The sequence below is a fragment of the Kineosporia sp. NBRC 101731 genome, assembly GCF_030269305.1.
Lineage (GTDB): Bacteria > Actinomycetota > Actinomycetes > Actinomycetales > Kineosporiaceae > Kineosporia.
Window position 1 is genome coordinate 124,891 of sequence record NZ_BSTC01000006.1, and the last position, 19,487, is coordinate 144,377.

The following is a 19,487-nucleotide window of genomic DNA, read 5'->3' on the forward strand; positions in this document are numbered from 1 at the left end:
TCACCAGTTCTCGAGTGATCCGGCGAAGATCGCGGCGATGTCGTCCTCGTCCGGCGTGCGCGGGCAGGTGGTGAGCAGCCGCTGCTGTTTCATCGTGCCCGGCACCAGGCCGGCGATGTCGTCCTCGGAGTACCCGACGGCACGGATGCCGTTCGGGATGCCGATGTCGCGCATCAGGTCGACCAGCACGCCCGGCAGCTGCTCGCACGGGTCCCGGTGTTCTCCGGACGAGGGTGAGAGCCACTGTGCTGCCTGAAGATGCCGTTGCGGTGCGCTGTCGAAGGTGAACCGGAACGACTGCGGAGCGGTCAGCGAGACCGCCATGCCGTGCGGCACCATGGGTTCGTCCTGCGGGTACCCGCCCGGCCGGAAGTCCTTCACCATCCCCGCGATCGGATAGGCGTTGGCGTGCGGAACGTGCACCCCGGAATTGCCGAAGCCCATCCCGGCGAAGGTGGCGGCCAGCATCATCTCGCTGCGGGCCGCCAGGTCGTTGCCGCCGTCGTGCACGGCCCGGCGGAACGACCCGGCCATCAGGCTCAGCGACTTCTCGCACCACAGGTCCGAGACCGGGTTCGCGCCGCAGTAGGTGACCCGCTGCTCGGGCTGTTTCCGGTCGAACGTGGTGTACCAGCGGGCGGTGTACGACTCCAGGGCGTGGCAGACGATGTCCATGCCGGCCGACGCGGTGACCTCCGGCGGCAGCGTCATGGTCAGCAGCGGGTCGATCACGGCCAGGGTGGGCCGCAGCCGCCAGTGACTGATACCGGTCTTCACCCGCATCGAGAGCACGTCGAGCACGCACATCGCCGTACTCTCCGACCCGGTGCCCGCCGTCGTGGGCACGGCGATCAGTGGTTTCAGCTGATGGCTGGGTGCTTTCGCGCGCCCGATCGGCCGGTTCAGGTAGTCCATCAGCTCGCCACCGTCGGTGGTGATCAGGTTGACCGCCTTGGCCGTGTCGATGGCCGAGCCACCCCCGACCGCGATGAACCCGTCCCAGGGACCCTGCTCGCGGGCGTAACCGATTGCCTGGTCGAGGCTCTCGTCGGTCGGCTCGACGTGCACGCCGTCGAAGACCTCCGAGCCGATGTGGTGTTTCGCGAGCTGGTCCTGGATGCGCTGCGGGATGCCGGTGGCGTTGATCGTGGTGTCGGTGATGATCAGTACGCGCGAGACGTCGTACTGGCTCACCTCGAAACCGATCTCGTCGAGGGCCCCGGCCCCGAACTTCAGCGGCGAGGCCCCCCAGGTGAAAATCGTTTCCTCGGTCTCGAGGGGCACGCAGATCCTCCGTCGACGTCGTCGTCCGTGGTGAGGGCACCGAGAGGTACGGCCGTACCCCGATGCGGAAACCCTGCTTCGGGCCGGTGAATCTGTCAAGAAGCGAGGCGTCCAGCGGCCCCGCCCCCCGCCCCTGCCCCCTCCACTTCGTTCGTGATCAGGCAAAGTGTCCCCGGACAGACTCGGCGGTCCGGGGACACTTTGCCTGATCACGGAGGGGATCTTGGGGGATCTCAGGGATCGTGGAGGGCTTGGGGTGTCTTGGGGTGTCTTGGGGTGTCTTGGGGATCAGGCGCAGGGGGACTGGGCCAGGACGGTGGGGTCGGCCAGTCGCTGGTGGCCTCGTTCGGTCGTGATGGTCCGTTGCAGCACCGTGGAGGTGCAGGTGCCGTTCCGGGTGGTCCGGTCGTAGGACAGGGTGACGGTGTAGCCGGTGGCGGTGTCGTCCAGGTAGAGCACGTCGAGGTGGCGGTACCGGGTGCCCGTCAGCTTCCGCGACCAGGTCCGCCCCGGGCCCAGGCGTTTCCGCTGGCCGGCGCTGAGCTGCCGGAAGGCGGTGCGGTAGTTCCCGCGTGACAGGGCCCGGTAGTACACGTTGATCACCCGCCGGGCGGCCGCGTCCCGGGATCGTGCCCGGGGTGTGGTCAGGACATCGGGAACCGACGCGTCCACGGTCGTCCAGGGCACGGTGTCGCCCTCGATCGACACGACCGCACCGGCCCCACCGCCGTGCCAGGAACACGCCCCCTGGTGCGGTGCGGCGTGACTGATCGTGCCGTCGGCGCAGATGATCGCCGGGCCGGCCTCGACGGGACCACTCGGGGAGGGGACGGGCGCACGTCCACCATCAGGGGTTGCTGTCGGTGCGGACGGGGCGATCCAGTTTCCGGCGGCGAACGTGGCACCCAGCACGAGTGCCGCGGCAAGGGCAGCAACGGTTAGGCGAACGGTTGTGGGAGTGAGTTTTTCGCCGAGCCGGCCGGTACGGAGGGTTCGGCCGGTACGGAGGGTTCGGCCGGTACGGAGGGTTCGGCCGGTACCGAGGGTTCGGCCGGTACCGAGGGTTCGGCCGGTACCGAGGGCCCGGACGGTGCGGAGGGCCCGGGCCGTGGGGGTGGCTCGGACGGCGCCGAAAGCCCTGACGGCACGAAGCGCGGCGGCGGCGCGGGGGACTGTGACGGAGCGGGGGGCCGGGGAGCTTTCGACGGTGTGTGGGGCTGCGGTTGGTGCATCGACGGCCCGGACGGCCCGGACGGCCTGGGGTGCGGAGGGCGCGGAGGATGCGGGCGGCCCGGCCGGTCTGACCGGTTTCGTCGGCCGGGCGGGCCCGGCGGGCGAACCCTCACGTCGCAGGGGCTGGGCGAGTTCGCCCGCGCGGTCGCTCTCGGCCGTGCGCAGCGGGGGCTGCGGGTCGGACGGCGTCGGGTTCACGGAAGTAGCCTGCCCCGGACAAGCCGGTCAGGTGTGACAAATAGATGAAACCGGGCCGGTCGAGTCCTGATCACCTCGGTATCAGCTCGGCTTCTTCCCTGCGGCGGGCACGACCGGGGTGACCTTGCAGGCCTGCAGGATCTTGGCGTCGTCCGGGGTCGGCTGCTCGGCCTGGTTCTCGTCCGGCCGGGACTCACCGGGTTTCGAGGCGATCGGCTGCTTCTCGTTGGCCGGTTTCGACTCCGCGCCGTCCAGGGCCGGGGAGGCGGCCCGGCGTCTGGCGTCCTGCTGCCGGCGGCGGCGTAGTTCGGCCTGGGCCAGGAAGAAGGCCAGCAGTACCGGCCAGACGTACTGCGTCCATCCCGGGAGGTCAGGCAGGTCGGGCAGGTCAGGCAGGTTCACCGGGGGCCAGGGGAGGTCGGGCCAGGGGATGCGGGGCAGGTGGATCTGCGGCCAGGGGATGTTCGGAGGGTCGATGTCCGGCAGGTCGACGTCCGGCCGCCAGGTGATCCGGTGCAGCAGCCAGAAGATGCCCAGCGGCACCCCCACCTTGGCGACCGCGACGACGGTGCGGCGCGCGGCGTACTGGTGCGGGTGCTCCCGGATCCAGGCCTCACGCTGCGCGGCCCGGGTGCCCTCTTCCGGCACGAAATCGGTGCCGCCGATGCCGAGACGGGCCTGACCGGCGGCCCCGGCCGGTGCGTCGGCGGGGTCGGCGGCCGCCTTCCGGGCCTTGTGGCCCGCCCGCCCGCTCGGCTGCGCCGCCGGGTACAGCGTGACCTGCCGGGCCGGGCCCGTCATCGAGGGCAGCTTGAGCCGGATCGCACCGTGCTCCTTGCCGTCCAGCACCACCGTGTTGTCGGAGGTCTTCTTCTGGGCCACCTCGGAGCCGTCGGCCGTCCAGCGCAGCATCCAGGTCGTGGCCTTGAGGGAGATCTCGACCGTGTGATCGTGACCGGCGTGGGTCAGGTGCCAGCGTTCGGGTTCCTTCGACATGTCCGCGCTCATCCGTGGTCGGAGACAATGTTGGAGTAGCTGCTCCATTAATATAGGTGACGCCGGACAGGTCGGCACGCGAATCCAGGGAGAGCCATGGCGCGCACCATCGATCCCGCCAGGCACCAGGCCCGGCGCCTGCAGATCATCGACGCCGCCCTCACCCGGTTCGCGCACGACGGCTTCGACCGGGCCACCATCACGGCTATCTGCCGGACGGCGGGCATCGGCTCGGGCACGTTCTTCCACTATTTTCCCACCAAACAGGCCGTGCTGCTGGCCGTGCTCGACCTGGGCGCCACCGAGACCAGCGAGTGGTTCGACCGGCAGCGCGACCGGGCCGACCCGCTCCAGGTGATCGTCGACTACGTCGCCTACCAGGCCGCCGCGCTGAATGATCCCCGGGTGGCGGGATTCACGCGTGCGGTCGGTGCGGTCATGGGGGACGAGGAGGTCGCCGATGCGCTGGCGCGCGAGGAGGCGGTGGTTCAGCGCGGGCTCTTGCCCTGGATCCGGGCGACGGCCGAGCGGGGCGAGGTACGGCAGGACCAGCCGCCGGAGCGCCTGGCCGTCTGGCTGGCCCTGCTGCTGGACGGGTACGTCGGCCGGATCTGCGCATCGGCGCAGTTCGACCCCGACGCCGAGAAGGAGATGCTGCTCGACACCGTCGGGCGTCTGCTGGGAGCGTCATCACCATGACACTGCTGACACCGTTGACACCGGTAACACTGCATGGCGGCGATCTGGTGGTGCGCACCCTGACCGAGCTGGGCGCGACGACTGTTTTCGGTATTCCGGGGCAGCACGCCCTGGGGCTGTTCGACGCACTCGGCCGCAGTTCGCTGCGCTATGTGGGCAACCGGGTCGAGAACAATGCCGCGTTCGCGGCGGACGGCTTCGCCCGGGCCGGCGGGCTCCCGGCGGTGTTGTTCCTGTCCACCGGTCCCGGTGCTCTCACCGCGCTCGCCGGTCTTCAGGAGGCCCGGGCCACCGGTGTCCCCGTGCTCGTCGTCTGCAGCCAGGTTCCCCGTTCCGGTCTGGAGCACCCTCGCAGCGGTCACCTGCACCAGCTGGACGAGCAGCTCGCCGCGGCGGGCCAGGTGACGAAGTCGGCGCGCCGGGTCATGCGGGCGCAGGACATCCCCTCGATGGTGGCCGCAGCCTGGACCCAGGCGCTCACCGCGCCCGCCGGGCCGGTGTGGGTCGAGATCCCGCAGGACGTGCTGCTCGAGCCCGTGACCGAGGTCGTGGCGAGCGTTCAGGCCGGAGCCACCGGGCTTCCCCCGGACCTCCTCCTGCTCGAGCAGGCCTGCTCCTGGCTCCGCCAGGCCGAACGGCCGGTCATTCTCGCCGGTGGAGGGCTGGCGCGGTCCGCCGTCCGCGGTGACCTTCCGGCGCTGGCCGAGATGCTGCGGGCCCCGGTCGTCACCACGGCCTCGGGCAAGGGGGTCCTGCGGGCCGATCATCCTCTGGCCGCCGGGAGCTGGCTGGAAGACCGTCTCACCACGGAACTCCTCGAAACCGCCGATGTGTTGCTGGTACTCGGCTCGGCCCTCGGCGAGATCACGTCCAACTACTTCACGTTCCGCCCCCAGGGCCGGATCATCTCGGTGAACGCCGATCCCATCGTCCTGGATTCCACCCGGGCCCGGTTCGGCGAGATCCTGGCCCTGCCGGCCGACGCGGGGGAGACCGTGCGTGCCCTGGTGGCGGACCTGCACCCCCGGCCGGCCGACGGACGGGCCGAGAGCGTGGTCCAGGAGCTTCGTGCCGGGATCCAGAAGCGCATCGCCGGGCAGGATCTGGAAGCGGAGCAGGGCCTGTTGCGGGACGTGCGCGCGGGAGTGCCGGATGACGCGGAGACCTTCTGGGACATGACCGTCGCCGGCTACTGGGCCTGGTCGTGCTGGGACCCACGTTCGGGTGGGTTCCATTCCGCGCAGGGCTCCGGCGGCATCGGCTGGGCCTTCGCCGCGGCCCTGGGGGCGGCAGCAGCATCGGGTCGGCGCACCCTCGCGGTCTCCGGCGACGGTGGGGCCATGTACTCCCTCGCGGAACTGGCGGTCGCCCGTCAGCACGACCTTCCGGTGACCTGGCTGGTGGTGGACGACGGCGGCTACGGCATCCTGCGCGAGTACATGACCGACACCTTCGGCCGAGCCGTGGGGACAGAACTGGGGCGGCCCGACTTCGTCCGGCTGGCAGAGGCCTTCGGCGTGGCGGCGGAACTGGTCGATCCGGCGGGGGTGGAGGCGGCGATCGCCCGGGACTGGGAGGCGCCGGGGCCGCGCGTGGTGGTGCTGAGGCAACACCTGCGTATGTTCGCGCCGACCCATATCTGACCGGTCCTCGGCCCGATGGGTTGCGCCGAGCCCCAGCCGCGTCGAGGGTCAGCCGCGCCGAGGGTCAGCCGCGCCGGCGGAGCAGAGCGTCACGGGCGCGCAGGGCCAGCCAGAGTTCGTAGCGCCCGTCCCCGTCGTCCAGCGACCGTCCGGTCAGGGTGGCGATTTTCGCGATCCGGTTGCGCACGGTGTTGCGGTGGATGCCGAGTCTCCCGGCGGCGGTCTCCCAGACACCGTTCACGGAGAGCCAGGCCTGCAGAGTGTCGAGCAGGTCGAGGCGCTCGGCCTCGGGAAGGGCGTCGATCGGGGCCAGCACGGCGCGACTGACCGCGGTGAGCGTCTCCAGAGTGCTGAGTTGCAGGAGCAGTGCCGAAGCACGGTTGTGCCCGAGCTGGGCGGGTGCCCCCGTCTGCCGGCTGACCTCCACCAGGGCGTGGGCCTGCCGGGCGGAGGACGCCAGCTCGGTCAGCGGGACCAGCGCACCGATACCGGTGGGCCGGTCGCCGACCGCACGGGCCAGGGCCGCGGTCAGCCCGGTACCGCGGTCGTGATGCGCCGAGCTGAGGGGAGGCCCGGGCGGTTCGGGTGGCCCGGGTGGCTCGGACGACCTTGACGGCCTGGACGGCGCCGGGGTCACCGGCTCCGGGACGACCAGTTCGACCCCGGCCGACCCCGGACGGGCCACCGAACCCGGCAGGGTGGCGGTGAGGCGTACACCGAGGACATCGAGATCCTCACCGGGGCGGGGGCGGACCACGACCACCCGCGCGGTGTCCGTCTCCAGACCGACCCGCTGGGCGAGGCGCTGCGCCTGCTCAGCGCCCAGCCCCGGACGCAGCATCTGGGCCACGACGTGAGCTCGCTGGACCCGCACGGGTCGATCGGCCACGAACTGATGCTCCAGATGCAGGGAGAGCAGCGCTGTGAGTACCGGAAGCAGCAGCGTCCGGCGGGACTCGTCGGCCGGGGACTTTCCGTTCCCGGCCGAGGCCCAGGAGGAGCCGCGCGCCGGTGAGGTGTCGCCCCTGGGCAGTGAGGGGGTGCCTATGGGGGGTGAGGCGGTGCCGATCAGCAGTACCCCGTGGATCTGCCGGGTGCCGAGAAGGTACGGCAGCGCCCCGGCGTGATGCGGACCCGGTGTTCGGACCGGTCCGTCGCCCAGCTGTGGCGGATGGTCGTTGGTCAGGTGCTCGGTCATCTGTGGCCCAAGTGCTTCCAGGGCCGGGGCCTCGGTGCCCGCCCGGGCCAGCACGCTACCGGCCAGGTCGAACACCACGGCAGACTCACCGGTCGCGGCGTACCAGGAGTGCAACAGGTCGGGCAGGGGCGTGGGCGTGACCGCGGTCCCGGTGAGATTGCGACCGGCAGTGGCCACCTGGCGCAGCAAGCGGCGCTCCTGGGCGGCCAGCCAGGTCAGGATCCACTCGGTGATCGCGATGAACGGCACACCGTCCGGCACCTCGATGACCGGCAGGCCCTCCAGGTCGCCGGCCTGCACCAGCGGGAGGGGCGCCGTCTGGAAGGGCATGGCCGGCCCCAGTCCCACGATCACCGCAGCTACTCCGTGGTCCAAGCAGTGGCGAGCGTAAAGCCTTGCATTATCAAGGTCTTCGGGCTGCAGGAGGCCGAGGGTCATCAAGATGTCGCCGCCGTGCAGCCAGGGCCCCGGTTCCAGGAGCTCGGACACGTGGGCGGCCCGCACCGGGCGGTCGAGCCCGGCCCGGCCCCCGACCACGGACAGCCGTAGGGAGGGTTCGTCGACGAGTTGCCGGACGGTGAGCACTCCGCCTCTTCTTCAGGAGTCATTGTGCGGATCGCACCGCAGGTCTGGAGGGAACTGTACTGATCGGCTCTAGGTGGCAGGGTCCGGGGCGGGCACACTCGACCCACCGCATCCGGGCAGGGCCGAAAACCAACGCATCACAGTGAACTACGACGTGGGGTCAGGATCGCGACACGCATCACAGTCGATGACCGTAAATGTAACACGAGCGACACGCGTCCGTAATCCCTCTGATGCCAGGCGAAAGCGTGAGCACATGAATCATCCAGTCGGTCCGATTGACGCGAGTGTCGTTCCCCGCTACTCGGGTTGGAGTACCTTCGCCCGGCTGCCGCGTCTGGACGAGGTGACGAACTTCGACCTCGCCGTCCTCGGAGTGCCCTTCGACGGCGGGGTGACCTACCGGCCCGGAGCGCGGTTCGGGCCGGCCCACGTGCGGCAGTCGTCCCGGCTGCTGCGGCCCTACAACCCGGTACAGCAGATCGCCCCCTTCGACGTGATGCAGGTCGTTGACGCCGGTGACCTGGCGGTCAACCCCTTCGACACGTCCGGTGCACTGGCGGCCATCACCTCTCGCGCTCTCGACCTGACCTCCGGGGGGTCCCGGCTGGTGACGATCGGCGGTGATCACACTATCGCCCTGCCCCTGCTGCGGGCCGCAGCGGAGCGTCACGGGCCGGTCGCGGTACTGCATTTCGATGCGCATCTGGACACCTGGGACACCTATTTCGACGAGCCCTACACCCACGGCACCCCGTTCCGCCGGGCCGCCGAGGAAGGCGTGATCGACAGCACCGGCTGTGTGCACGTCGGTATCCGGGGACCGGTCTACAGCGATCGGGACCGGTACGAGGACCAGGTGCTCGGCTTCCAGATCATCGGTGCCGAGGAGACCGAAGACCTGGGCTGGCGCGGTATCGCCGAGCGGGTGAAGGCGCGCCTGGGCGACCGCCCGGTCTATGTGTCCGTCGATATCGACGTTCTCGACCCGGCTTTCGCACCGGGTACCGGAACTCCCGAGCCGGGGGGCCTGACCAGTCGCGAACTGCTCGCCGTTCTGCGCTCGCTGGCCGGGGTGAACGTGGTCGGTGCCGACATCGTCGAGGTGGCGCCGGCCTACGACCATGCCGAGATCACCGGTATGGCGGCCGCCTCGGTGGCCTACGAGCTGATCTGTGCCATGACGCCGCGACCGGTCTCCGACTGACGGACCTCTCCGGACGCCGTCATCGTCCCTCATCATCCTGTCACTGTCCCGTCACCGTCTCGGACCGGCGCTGATCCGAGACCCCCCGTTCTGATACGAAAGGTCCCCCTCATGAACCCGTTCGGTAGCCGTCGGCGCATCCTGTCCGGCCTCGCGGTCCCCGCCACCTGCATCGCGCTGCTCGCTGCCTGTGGCAGCGGCTCGGACGGTGGGGACACCGCCACCGCAGCCACCTCCGCGCCCGAGGTGAGCAGCAATGCCGACATCTTCGCGAAACTTCCGGAAGATGTTCAGAAGTCGAAGTCGATCACGGTGGCGACCGAAGCCCTGTACCCGCCCTACGAGTATCTCGCCGAGGACGGCAGCACCGTGATCGGTCTCGACATCGACCTTCTCGACGCGGTGACCGCGCGGATGGGTATCGACTACGAGCTCACGAACACCGCGTTCGACGGACTGCAGCCGGGGCTGGAGAGCAAGCGTTACCGGGTGGTCATGGCGGCGATGTCGGACACCGAGGAACGGCGGGCCAAGTTCGACTTCGTCGACTACTACCAGGCCGGTCAGGCGATCGTGGTGCGCAAGGGCAACCCTGAGAACATCAGTGGGCTGGCCGACCTGTGCGGCCAGCCGGTTGCCGTGCTGGTGTCCTCGGCCCAGGAGGCGCTGCTGAAAGAGGTCAACGGCGCGGAGTGCGCCGACGACCCGATCAAGGTGACGTCGCTGCAGAGCGACACGGACGCGCTGACCGGGGTGCAGTCGGGGCGATACGTGGCGGATGTCGCGCAGGAGCCGGTGGCCCGGTACAACGCCGAGCAGGTCGGTGGCGGCAACGCCTTCGAGGTCGCCAACGCCGAGCCGATCCGCCCGAACCCGCTGGGTGTCATGCTGAACAAGGACGACGACGAGCTGGAGGCCGCTTTCGCCGAGGCCTTCCAGTCGCTGGTGGACGACGGCACCTACGCCCAGATCCTGAAGAAGTCGGACCTGGCTTCGGGCGCGATCACCGAGGTCACGGTGAACGGGGGCACCGAGTGACCGATCGGGCGCAGGGCCTGCCGGTCGTGCCCGTCCGGCACCCGGGGCAGGTGGTGGCGGCGGTGGTCGTGGTGGCGCTCCTGGCATGGCTGGCGGTGGCGATCGGCCGCAACCAGTTCATCCAGTGGGATGCCGTCGGCGAACGGCTGACCGCCTCGGCCATCCTGGGCGGGCTGGGCGTGACGGTCTGGCTGACCATCGCCGCGATGGTGCTGGGCGTGGTCGGTGGCGTGGGCCTGGCCGTGGCCCGGCTCTCGTCGAACCGGGTGCTGAGAGTGCTCTCCGGGGGGTACATCTGGCTGTTCCGCGGGACTCCGGTACTGGTCCAGATCCTGGTCTGGTTCAACCTGGCCCTGTTCTTCCCCCGGCTCGGGTTCGGCGCGTTGAGCGTGGACACCAACTCGGTCATCACCCCCTTCGGGGCGGCTCTGCTGGCCCTGGCGCTGAACGAGTCCGCGTACATGGCTGAGATCGTGCGCGGCGGCATCCAGGCCGTTGACCAGGGCCAGACCGAGGCGGCTCAGGCACTGGGGATGAAGCGGAGCCTGGCACTGCGGCGGATCGTGCTGCCGCAGGCCATGCGTGTGATCATCCCGCCGACCGGGAACGAGCTCGTCACCTTGCTGAAGACCACGTCCCTGGTGGCCGTGATCGGGGCCGGCGACCTGTTGACCAAGGCCCAGGCGATCGGCGCGGTCGACTTCACCCGGATGGAGATGCTGATCGTCGCCAGCATCTGGTATCTGGCCCTGGTCACGATCGCGACCGCCGGCCAGACGGTGCTGGAACGCCGCTACACCCGCGGCCACGCCGGCTCCCCGCAGGGCCCGGGGTGGGGTCGTCTGGTGCGGAACCTGTTGCCCGGCCGGAGAATGCAGGAGGTGACGCGATGAGTGCCACCCCGATGGTCGAAGTGCGTGAGGTGCACAAGTCCTACGGCGGCACCGAGGTGCTGCGGGGGATCGACCTGACCGTGGCGCCCGGGGAGGTGATGAGCGTGCTCGGGCCGTCCGGCTCGGGCAAGTCCACCCTGCTGCGTTGCCTGAACCACCTGGAGAGGGTGGACTCGGGCATCGTCCGGGTGGACGGCGAGCTGCTCGGCTACCGCGAGCACGGAGGTAAGCTGTACGAGCTCAAGGAGGACGAGATCGCCGTGCAGCGGCGCGGTATCGGTATGGTGTTCCAGCGCTTCAACCTGTTCCCGCACCTGAGCGCTCTGGAGAACGTGATGGAGGCGCCGGTGCGGGTGCTGCGCCGCAAGCCGGCCCAGGCCCGTGAGCGCGCGGAGGAGCTGCTCGAGCGGGTGGGCCTGGCCGACCGGGCCGATTACTACCCGTCGCAGCTGTCCGGCGGTCAGCAACAGCGGGTGGCGATTGCCCGGGCCCTGGCGATGGACCCGAAGCTCATGCTGTTCGACGAGCCGACGTCGGCACTGGACCCGGAACTGGTCGGAGATGTGCTCGACGTGATGCGAGGGCTGGCCGCCGACGGGATGACCATGGTGGTGGTGACCCACGAGATCGGTTTCGCCCGGGAGGTGTGTGACACCGTGGTGTTCATGGACGGCGGCTCGGTCATCGAGACGGGCACACCGGCCGATGTGATCAGGAACCCGCAGCAACCCCGGACCAGATCGTTCTTGTCCAAGGTACTTTGACACCCCGATGCGAGAGAGTGGAACAGCATGTCGCGAGTAGCCGTGATCAGTGGTGCCAGTAGCGGAATCGGTGCGGCCACCGCGCGCGGTCTGGCCCGCGCCGGGTTCGAGGTGATTTTGCTGGCTCGCCGGGAGGATCGGCTCAAGGCCGTGTGCGACGAGATCGCCGCCGCCGGTGGGCAGGCCCGCTACCACCGTCTCGACGTCACCGACGCCGACGCGGTGCGGGAGTTCGCGCAGACCGTCGAGCAGTGCGACGTGCTCGTGAACAATGCCGGTGGTGCGATCGGGATCGACCCGGTCCTGAGCGCCGACCCGTCCGACTGGCGGAAGATGTACGAGGTCAACGTGATCGGCCCGCTGCAGCTGACCCAGGCGCTGGCGCCGAAGTTCCGCCACACGGACGACGCGGTGATCGTCGTGCTCACCTCGACAGCGGCCTCCGGCGTGTACGAGGGCGGCGGCGGTTACACCGCGGCCAAGCACGGTGAGCACGCGCTGGCCGGCACGCTGCGGCTCGAACTGTGCGGTGAGCCGGTGCGGGTCATCGAGATCGCGCCGGGGATGGTTGCCACGGAAGAGTTCTCGCTCAACCGTTTCGGGGGCGACCAGGCCCGGGCCGACGCGGTGTATGCCGGAGTACCCGACCCGCTGAGTGCCGACGACGTGGCCGAGACCGTGGTCTGGGCCGTCACCCGGCCCCGGCACGTGAACGTCGACCTGCTGGTGCTGCGGCCCCGGGCCCAGGCGGCGCAGCACAAGGTGCACCGGGTCACTCCGTAAGCATCTTCCCAGCGACACCGGCAAATGTCACAATTCGTCGCGTGAATGCGACGAAGCGTGCACTGATCGTCCGGGGTGGCTGGGAAGGGCATCAGCCCGTCGCGGCGACCGAACTCTTCATCCCCTTTCTCGAATCCTCCGGTTACGACGTCACGATCGCGGAGAAACCCGCGGTCTACGCCGACGCCGGCCTGATGGGCACGATCGACCTGGTGGTGCAGTGCGTCACCATGTCGTCGATCGAGAGGGACGAGGTGGCAGGCCTGAGAGCGGCCGTCGCGGCGGGATGCGGACTGGCCGGGTGGCACGGCGGCATCGCCGACAGCTACCGTGACAGCGCGGACTACCTGCAGCTGATCGGCGGTCAGTTCGCCTGTCACCCGGGCCGTCACCCCGACGAGCGGGTGGGTGACGCGAGCGACAACTTCATCCCCTACCGCGTCGACGTGGTGCGGGACGACCATCCGGTGACCGCCGGCGTCCCCTCGTTCGACCTGGTCACCGAGCAGTACTGGGTGCTCTCCGACGAGTTCAACGACGTGCTGGCGACCACGACACTGGCCGCGCAACCCTGGAACGAATGGACGCGTCCGGTCACCAGCCCGGCAGTCTGGACCCGGCAGTGGGGGAGCGGGCGGGTGTTCGTCGCGACCCCCGGCCACGACGTCGACACGCTCCGGGTCCCGTCGGTCCGCACCCTGGTCGAGAGGGGCATGCTGTGGGCGAGCCGCTGAACGACCTGCGGATCGGCGTGATCGGGGCGGGTGCCATCAGCGGTCAGTACTCCCGCACCCTCGCCCGGCTGCCGCACCTGCCGATCACGTCGATCGCCGACCTGAACCCCGAACGGGCCCAGGCCCTCGCCGCCGCCCACCCGGGTGCGCGCACCGAGACCGCCGGGCAGCTGCTCGCGGCCGACGACGTGGACCTGGTGCTGAACCTGACCATCCCCGCCGTGCACGGTGAGATCGCGCTCGCCGCCCTGGCCGCGGGCAAGCACGTGTACGGCGAGAAGCCTCTGGCCCTGACGGTCGACGAGGGCCGTCAGGTGCTGCAGGTCGCGGCCGATCAGGGGCTGCGGGTCGGCTGTGCCCCGGACACCGTGCTGGGCACGGGCATCCAGACGGCCCGATCGCTGCTCGACGCCGGTCGCATCGGCACCCCGGTCGCCGCGACGGCCTTCATGACGACGCCCGGCCACGAGCGCTGGCACCCCGACCCGGAGTTCCTCTACCGCCCGGGCGGCGGGCCCCTGCTCGACATGGGCCCGTACTACCTGACCTCGCTGGTGCACCTGCTCGGACCGGTGGCGACGGTGACCGGGGTCGGCGCCCGACCCACGTCCAGTCGGGTGATCGGCAGCGGCCCACGAGCCGGAACGTCTTTCGGCGTCGAGGTGGACACCCACGTCACCGGGATACTCGTGCACGAGTCCGGGGCCGTCTCCACCCTGATGATCAGCTTCGACGTCTGGGCCGCACGGCTGCCCCGCATCGAGGTCTACGGGTCGAACGGCAGTCTCTCCGTGCCCGACCCCAACCACTTCGACGGCGACGTGGAGATCTTCACCGCGCAGGACCAGCAGTGGCAGCCGGTTCCGCCCACGGCCGGATACGTCGAGGGCGGGCGCGGCATCGGCATCGCCGACCTGGCCCAGGCCCTGGCCGACGGCGGGCGGCACCGGGTGTCCGGAAACCTGGCCCTGCACGTGCTCGACGTGATGGAGACCCTGCTGCACGCGGCCCAGGAAGGCAGAACCCTCCCGATCTCCACCCCCTGCGAGCGCCCACCCGGCATCACCGATCTCCGGCACCCGTGGTGAACGGGACGTAGTCCCCATCCTCGGCCGGCGGTCAAGCGGTAACCCCCCACCTTGCATGATCACGGACGAGGAAGGGGGGCGCGGACGAGGAAGGGCGGTCAGCGGCGGTGCCGGAGCGTTCGGGCCACGTTTTCCCCATCCTTCACGAACTCCTCGGCCGCCGGCGGGATAGAACGCCCGGCCGGGGTGGCGGCGAACACCTGCCGCACCGAGGCGTCGTCGGCGTGCAGGCGCAGCAGGGCGATGTCGGCGGGAGTGCCCCGCACCGCCAGGGAGGGCACCAGTGCCACGCCGAGACCGGCTGCCACACAGCCCCATTTGCCGGTCCACTCGGCCGCGACAATGTCGACGCGCGGACGGAACCCGGCGGGCAGCGCGGCGCGGAGCAGGTCGTGGTCGTGCGCGGCGGAGCCGACCACGAACGGGTTCTCGAACGTCTCCCGCGTTCCTCCGGGCAGCGCCCTGCTCGTGCTCTCCGGTCAGGTGGCCGTCGACGCCGATGGTGGCGTGATCGCTCCCGGTGACGTGAGTGCTCAGACCACAGTCATTCTCGAGCAGATTCGCGACCTGCTCGCGGCGCACGGCGCGACCCTGGAGAACGTGGTGCACCTGCGCACCTTCATACTCGACCTGGGCCGCCTGCGCGAGTACGGCGCGGCCCGCACCGCTTTTTTCGCGGGCCTGATCCCGCCCGCCAGCACCACGGTCGGGGTCAGTGCGTTGTTCCTGCCCGGCGTCGAGCTGGAGGTCGAGGTGCTGGCGGGCGTCTGAGCCGGGGCGGACACCTCGGGAAGAAAGTGGACGAGACTCCGGTTAGGCTCTCCCGGTACGCCTGACCAGCAACAATCCGTAGAGTTGGGGAGAACATGACTTTCTCGGTTCCCGCCTGGGCCGCGACCTCCGCGACGCAACCACTGGCCCCCTTCACCGTCGAGCGTCGCGACGTCGGCCCGAAAGATGTCCGGATCGACATCAAGTTCGCCGGCATCTGCCACTCCGACATCCACACCGCGCGCAGTGAATGGGGTCCGTCGAACTACCCCGTGGTGGTCGGTCACGAAATCGCCGGGATCGTCGCAGAAGTCGGTTCCGAGGTGACCAAGTACGCCGTCGGCGACCGGGTCGGCGTCGGCTGCATGGTCGACTCGTGCGGCGAGTGCGAGAGCTGTGTCGCCGGTGACGAGCAGTACTGCCTGAAGGGCAACACCGGCACGTACAACAGCATCGACGCCGACGGAAACGTGACCCAGGGCGGTTACTCGCGGGAGATCGTCGTCACCGAGTCGTTCGTGCTGGGCATTCCCGAGGGCATCGAGCTCGACGTGGCCGCACCGCTGCTGTGTGCGGGCATCACCACCTACTCGCCGCTGCGGCACTGGAACGCGGGTCCCGGCAAGAAGGTCGCCGTGATCGGCCTGGGCGGACTCGGGCACATGGGCGTCAAGCTGGCGCACGCCATGGGCGCCGAGGTGACCGTGCTGTCGCAGTCGCTGAAGAAGCAGGAGGACGGCCTCAAACTGGGGGCCGACCACTACTACGCGACCAGCGACCCGGCCACGTTCGAGAAGCTCGCCGGTTCGTTCGACCTGATCATCAACACGGTCAGCGCGTCGATCGACATCAGCGCGCACCTGCGGCTGCTCAAGGTCGACGGCACCATGGTCAACGTCGGTGCCCCCGAAGACCCGCTGCCGGTCAATGCTTTCGCGCTCATCGGCGGCCGTCGCTCGTGGGCCGGCTCAAGTATCGGTGGCATCCGCGAGACCCAGGAGATGCTCGACTTCTGCGCCGAGCACCACATCGGCTCGGAGATCGAGGTGATTGCGGCCGAGAAGATCAACGAGGCTTACGACCGCGTGCTCGCCTCCGACGTGCGCTACCGCTTCGTGATCGACACCTCGACGATCAACTGATCGAGAAACCCTGATGGAGGACGCCGGTGGCCACCGGCGTCCTCCATCGTCGTGGAGGTGGTCGTCCCGGACACCCGGTCAGGGCACCAGGTGACCAGCCGCGTCCTCAGTTCTGGTTCTGCATGAGACGCCAGATCAGCTCGATCGGCTGCGACATCTCCTGGGTGCCGTCGAGCAGCCACTGCACCTGCATGCCGTCGGCCACCGCGATCAGGCTCTGCGCCGCCACGACCGGGTCGAGGTCGGCACGCACCGTGCCCTCGCGCTGGGCATCGCGGATGTGCGAGCCGATCAGCGAGCGGGCCAGGTCGTAGCGCTTCTCGAAATAGTCACGGGTGGGGTCGCTGTCGGCGGCGACGTCGAGCAGGTGCATGTAGAGCCGCACCAGGCCGGGAATGGTCGCGTTGCGCCGGACCGCCTGAACGAGTGAACCGACCGCGTCCTGCTCGCCACGGTAGTCGCGGGTATCGATCTGCTGCCGTTCACGCAGCACCGCCAGGAACAGGTCTTCCTTGCTGGGGAAGTAGTGCAGGAGCCCGGCCTGGCTGAGGTCGGCCCGGCGGGCGACCTCACGCATGGACGTGCCGTGATAGCCCAGATCGGCGAAGCACTGCAGGGCGATCACCAGGATCGCCTCGCGCCGGGCGGCGCCCTTCGGGTACCGGGTGCGGGCGGTTTGAGAGGTCATGATCGTCTTTGGTCTCCTTCGGGCCCTTCAACTTTCTCACGGACGGCCGAGGGAGAGATGTGGCCCGGTCTCGACCGGACCCCGGCCGAGACCGGCACCGTGCACGTGGGTGTCGGCGCTGGAGGGCTGCTCACACGGCGGAGCGGCGGTCGAAGCGGTGTCTGGCCAGGCCGTGGGCCGTGGTGATCAGCGCCCGCACGTCGTCCCCGTCGTCCGGGTTCACCACGGCCAGCCAGCCCAGGAACGCGTAGGTGGGATGGGCCGTGATGGTGGCCGGCGTGCCCGGTGCCGGTTCATTCTCGAGCGCCGGGCCTTTCGGGTCGCGGCCGAGGCGGGTGCGGAACTCGTCCACGCCCGCCGCGATGTTCACCCGGAAGGCGCCCGCGGCGTTCAGGCCGGCGGGCGGCTCGTCGGGATAGTCCTTCGTCACCACGGTGACGAACGGCTGGGCCCGGGGCAGGTCACCCTCGGGTGAGTAGTAGACGAAGACGTCACCCCAGGCGATCTGCGGGGATCCGTCCCCCGGGGCCGGACGCTGCACGTGCACGTCCCCGAGCGACTGGACGAAGGCGATGATCTCGTCGACGGTCATCAGGGCAGCCTTTCACGGACCCGGCCGCGGCGCCCGACCGCTCGGCGCGTGGTCGCGTCACCAGCTCGGCGACGAACCGTCGGGACTGAGAAACTCCAGACGGTTGCCGAACGGGTCGGCCGTGTAGAAGCGCCGGTGACCGGGGAAAGCATCGTCCCATCGCACCTTGATGCCCTTGGCCCCCAGTGTCGCCGCGAGCGCGTCGAGATCGTCGACCAGGATTCCCGGATGGGCGCGGTGGGCCGGGGTGAAGTCCTTCTCGGCGCCGAGATGAATCTCCAGGGCGTCGGCCCGCACCCAGAGACCGCCCCGCGCGGCTAGTTCCGGTGGCTTGGAGATCTCCCGCATCCCGAGGACGTCCACCCAGAAGGCCCGGGCGGTGTCCTCCGAGCCCACCGGGATGGCCAGCTGCACGTGGTGCAGCGAAAAACCCAGTCCGGTGGGGCGATCGGGGCCGTAGCCCGGGTCCGACGTCGGCATCATGCGGGAATCCTACGGCTGTCCTCCCGATGTTCGTGATCAGGCAGAGGTCTCCCGGGACGTGGGGGTACCTCCCGGCCGAAGGCTGGGGGCGCATGATCAAGAACGAGGAATGGGGTGGCCGCTGTTAGCGTCTCCTTCCGTGCAACAGAACCTTCTTCACCAGGCCGTTCTCTTCGACTGTGACGGTGTGCTCGTCGACTCCGAGCAGATCACCAACGGCGTGCTGCGGCTGATGCTGAACGAACTCGGCTGGCCGATCGGCGCGACCGAGTGCTTCGAGCGGTTCGTCGGGCGTTCGCTGAAGGACGAGTTCGGGGTCATCGAGCAGCACACCGGCGTGAAGGTCGGCCTGGAGTGGCTCGGCGAGTTCCGCCGTCGTCGTGACGTGTCCCTGGCCGAGAGCCTGGAGGAGATCCCGGGGGCCGGGGCCGCCGCCCGGGCCCTGTCGGCCGCGTTCGGGGGCCGGGTCGCCTGCGCCAGCGGGGCCGACCGGGCCAAGGTCGAGATGCAGCTGAAGCGGGTCGGCCTGCTCGACGTCTTCGCCGGAAAGGTGTTCAGCGGCGAGGAGATGCCCCGCAGCAAGCCCGCGCCCGACGTCTACCTGGCTGCCGCCACGGCTCTGGGCGTCGACCCGGCCCGCACCGCCGTGATCGAGGACACCATCAGCGGCACCACCGCCGGGGTCGCGGCCGGAGCGACGGTCTACGGTTACTGCCCTCCGGACAGCCCGGCGCACAGCCGTCCCGAGCACCTGCTCGGTGCCGGTGCCGCCCACATCTTCACCAGCATGGATGAACTGCCCGGGTTGCTCGGTCCGGCTGGCACAATGCCCGGGTGAGCGAGAACGTTGAGCTGGACCCGGCCGTCGCGGCCTGGATGAAACGCGCCGGCCTGCCCCGGGGCACGGTGCACAAGGTGACCATGCGGGGTAACCCGGTGCTGCACCGGCCCTGCGAGCAGGTCACCGAGTTCGGTGACGAGCTGCGCCAGCTGGTGGCCGACATGTTCGTCAGCATGGAGGCCGCGAACGGCGTCGGGCTGGCCGCGAACCAGATCGGCGCCGGTACCCGGGTGTTCGTCTACCACTGCCCGGACGGGAACGACGACCTCCAGATCGGGGCCGTCGTCAACCCGGTGCTGGTGCCCGTGCCCGGCATGTCCCTGACCCCGCCGGTCGAGGACGAGGAGGGTTGCCTGTCGGTGCCCAGCGAGTACGCGCCGCTGGCCCGCCCGGGGGTGGCCGAGGTCGAGGGGCAGGACATCGACGGCAAGCCGCTGCGGGTGCGGGGCGACGGGGTACTCGCACGTTGCCTGCAGCACGAGACCGACCACCTGAACGGCCTGCTCTACGTCGACCGGCTCTCCGGGGCCGAACTCAGCCGGGTGCTGGACGGTCTCGAGAAACGCGTGAAGAAGGGCGAGCTGCCGGCCTGGTCCGAAGGGGCCTGACCGGCAACCCGCCCTGCGG

Annotated in this window: 21 protein-coding genes; 13 read left to right on the forward strand and 8 right to left on the reverse strand. The window is 69.9% G+C overall.

From position 1 onward, the window contains the following. The 3 genes from QSK05_RS18410 to QSK05_RS18420 form a co-directional block, all read right to left on the reverse strand. Positions 1–1,284 (reverse strand): hydroxyacid-oxoacid transhydrogenase, encoded by a 1,284-nt coding sequence (locus QSK05_RS18410; RefSeq protein ID WP_285598475.1) that lies wholly within the window; start codon positions 1,282–1,284, stop codon positions 1–3. Positions 1,285–1,572: 288 nt separating this feature from the next. Next, entirely contained in the window at positions 1,573–2,715 is a 1,143-nt protein-coding gene (locus tag QSK05_RS18415; RefSeq protein ID WP_285598476.1) for a DUF3761 domain-containing protein, read from the reverse strand. A gap of 81 nt (positions 2,716–2,796) precedes the next feature. Beyond that, positions 2,797–3,711 carry a hypothetical protein gene (locus QSK05_RS18420; protein ID WP_285598477.1) on the reverse strand — a complete coding sequence of 305 codons (915 nt, stop codon included), beginning with the start codon at positions 3,709–3,711 and terminating at the stop codon, positions 2,797–2,799. A gap of 96 nt (positions 3,712–3,807) precedes the next feature. On the opposite strand from QSK05_RS18420, the gene QSK05_RS18425 reads away from it, so the two are divergent. Further along, positions 3,808–4,410 carry a TetR/AcrR family transcriptional regulator gene (locus tag QSK05_RS18425; protein ID WP_285598478.1) on the forward strand — a complete coding sequence of 201 codons (603 nt, stop codon included), beginning with the start codon at positions 3,808–3,810 and terminating at the stop codon, positions 4,408–4,410. Then, positions 4,407–6,053, forward strand: a complete 1,647-nt coding sequence (locus QSK05_RS18430) for a thiamine pyrophosphate-binding protein (RefSeq protein WP_285598479.1) — start codon at positions 4,407–4,409, stop codon at positions 6,051–6,053. The genes QSK05_RS18425 and QSK05_RS18430 overlap by 4 nt, the downstream gene beginning before the upstream one ends. A 64-nt stretch (positions 6,054–6,117) precedes the next feature. Here the strand turns inward: QSK05_RS18430 and QSK05_RS18435 are convergent, their stop codons facing one another. Further along, positions 6,118–7,836, reverse strand: a complete 1,719-nt coding sequence (locus QSK05_RS18435; RefSeq protein ID WP_285598480.1) for a PucR family transcriptional regulator — start codon at positions 7,834–7,836, stop codon at positions 6,118–6,120. 256 nt (positions 7,837–8,092) lie between these two features. Between QSK05_RS18435 and speB the strand changes: the two genes are divergently transcribed. From speB to QSK05_RS18470, 7 genes are all read left to right on the forward strand, one after another. After that, positions 8,093–9,043 carry an agmatinase gene (speB, locus tag QSK05_RS18440; protein WP_285598481.1) on the forward strand — a complete coding sequence of 317 codons (951 nt, stop codon included), beginning with the start codon at positions 8,093–8,095 and terminating at the stop codon, positions 9,041–9,043. Positions 9,044–9,154: 111 nt separating this feature from the next. Further along, on the forward strand, positions 9,155–10,081 hold the full coding sequence (locus tag QSK05_RS18445) for an ABC transporter substrate-binding protein (protein ID WP_285598482.1): 927 nt from the start codon (positions 9,155–9,157) through the stop codon (positions 10,079–10,081). Then, complete coding sequence (locus QSK05_RS18450) at positions 10,078–10,974, forward strand: amino acid ABC transporter permease (protein WP_285598483.1); 897 nt, start codon at positions 10,078–10,080, stop codon at positions 10,972–10,974. Before QSK05_RS18445 ends, QSK05_RS18450 begins: the two co-directional genes overlap by 4 nt. Further along, positions 10,971–11,738, forward strand: coding sequence for an amino acid ABC transporter ATP-binding protein (locus QSK05_RS18455; RefSeq protein WP_285598484.1), 768 nt, complete (start codon positions 10,971–10,973; stop codon positions 11,736–11,738). Before QSK05_RS18450 ends, QSK05_RS18455 begins: the two co-directional genes overlap by 4 nt. A 27-nt stretch (positions 11,739–11,765) precedes the next feature. Next, the gene (locus QSK05_RS18460) at positions 11,766–12,521 is read left to right on the forward strand and encodes an SDR family oxidoreductase (protein ID WP_285598485.1); all 756 of its coding nucleotides are present in this window, start codon (positions 11,766–11,768) and stop codon (positions 12,519–12,521) included. A 41-nt stretch (positions 12,522–12,562) separates the two neighbouring features. Next, a complete protein-coding gene (locus tag QSK05_RS18465) occupies positions 12,563–13,255 on the forward strand; it encodes a ThuA domain-containing protein (RefSeq protein WP_285598486.1) in 693 nt (230 codons plus the stop codon). Further along, positions 13,240–14,343 (forward strand): Gfo/Idh/MocA family protein, encoded by a 1,104-nt coding sequence (locus QSK05_RS18470; protein WP_285598487.1) that lies wholly within the window; start codon positions 13,240–13,242, stop codon positions 14,341–14,343. The genes QSK05_RS18465 and QSK05_RS18470 overlap by 16 nt, the downstream gene beginning before the upstream one ends. 98 nt (positions 14,344–14,441) lie before the next feature. Here QSK05_RS18470 and QSK05_RS18475 read toward each other — a convergent pair whose 3' ends face one another. Next, complete coding sequence (locus QSK05_RS18475) at positions 14,442–14,762, reverse strand: LysR substrate-binding domain-containing protein (RefSeq protein WP_285598488.1); 321 nt, start codon at positions 14,760–14,762, stop codon at positions 14,442–14,444. Positions 14,763–14,811: 49 nt separating this feature from the next. Here QSK05_RS18475 and QSK05_RS18480 point away from each other — a divergent pair, with 49 nt between their 5' ends. Then, on the forward strand, positions 14,812–15,114 hold the full coding sequence (locus QSK05_RS18480) for a RidA family protein (RefSeq protein ID WP_285598489.1): 303 nt from the start codon (positions 14,812–14,814) through the stop codon (positions 15,112–15,114). Positions 15,115–15,209: 95 nt separating this feature from the next. After that, positions 15,210–16,256: an NAD(P)-dependent alcohol dehydrogenase gene (locus QSK05_RS18485; RefSeq protein ID WP_285598490.1), complete on the forward strand. Its 1,047-nt coding sequence runs from the start codon at positions 15,210–15,212 to the stop codon at positions 16,254–16,256. 106 nt (positions 16,257–16,362) lie between these two features. Here QSK05_RS18485 and QSK05_RS18490 read toward each other — a convergent pair whose 3' ends face one another. The 3 genes from QSK05_RS18490 to QSK05_RS18500 all read right to left on the reverse strand — a co-directional run bounded on the left by QSK05_RS18490 (position 16,363) and on the right by QSK05_RS18500 (position 18,019). Then, positions 16,363–16,944 carry a TetR/AcrR family transcriptional regulator gene (locus QSK05_RS18490; RefSeq protein WP_285598491.1) on the reverse strand — a complete coding sequence of 194 codons (582 nt, stop codon included), beginning with the start codon at positions 16,942–16,944 and terminating at the stop codon, positions 16,363–16,365. Between the two features lie 130 nt (positions 16,945–17,074). After that, positions 17,075–17,536, reverse strand: coding sequence for a DUF6194 family protein (locus QSK05_RS18495; RefSeq protein WP_285598492.1), 462 nt, complete (start codon positions 17,534–17,536; stop codon positions 17,075–17,077). A gap of 57 nt (positions 17,537–17,593) precedes the next feature. Next, complete coding sequence (locus QSK05_RS18500) at positions 17,594–18,019, reverse strand: VOC family protein (RefSeq protein ID WP_285598493.1); 426 nt, start codon at positions 18,017–18,019, stop codon at positions 17,594–17,596. 139 nt (positions 18,020–18,158) lie between these two features. Between QSK05_RS18500 and QSK05_RS18505 the strand changes: the two genes are divergently transcribed. Both QSK05_RS18505 and def read left to right on the forward strand, forming a co-directional pair. Beyond that, on the forward strand, positions 18,159–18,857 hold the full coding sequence (locus QSK05_RS18505; RefSeq protein WP_285598494.1) for an HAD family hydrolase: 699 nt from the start codon (positions 18,159–18,161) through the stop codon (positions 18,855–18,857). Next, entirely contained in the window at positions 18,854–19,468 is a 615-nt protein-coding gene (gene def / locus QSK05_RS18510; RefSeq protein ID WP_285598495.1) for a peptide deformylase, read from the forward strand. The genes QSK05_RS18505 and def overlap by 4 nt, the downstream gene beginning before the upstream one ends. The last annotated feature ends 19 nt before the right edge of the window (positions 19,469–19,487 follow it).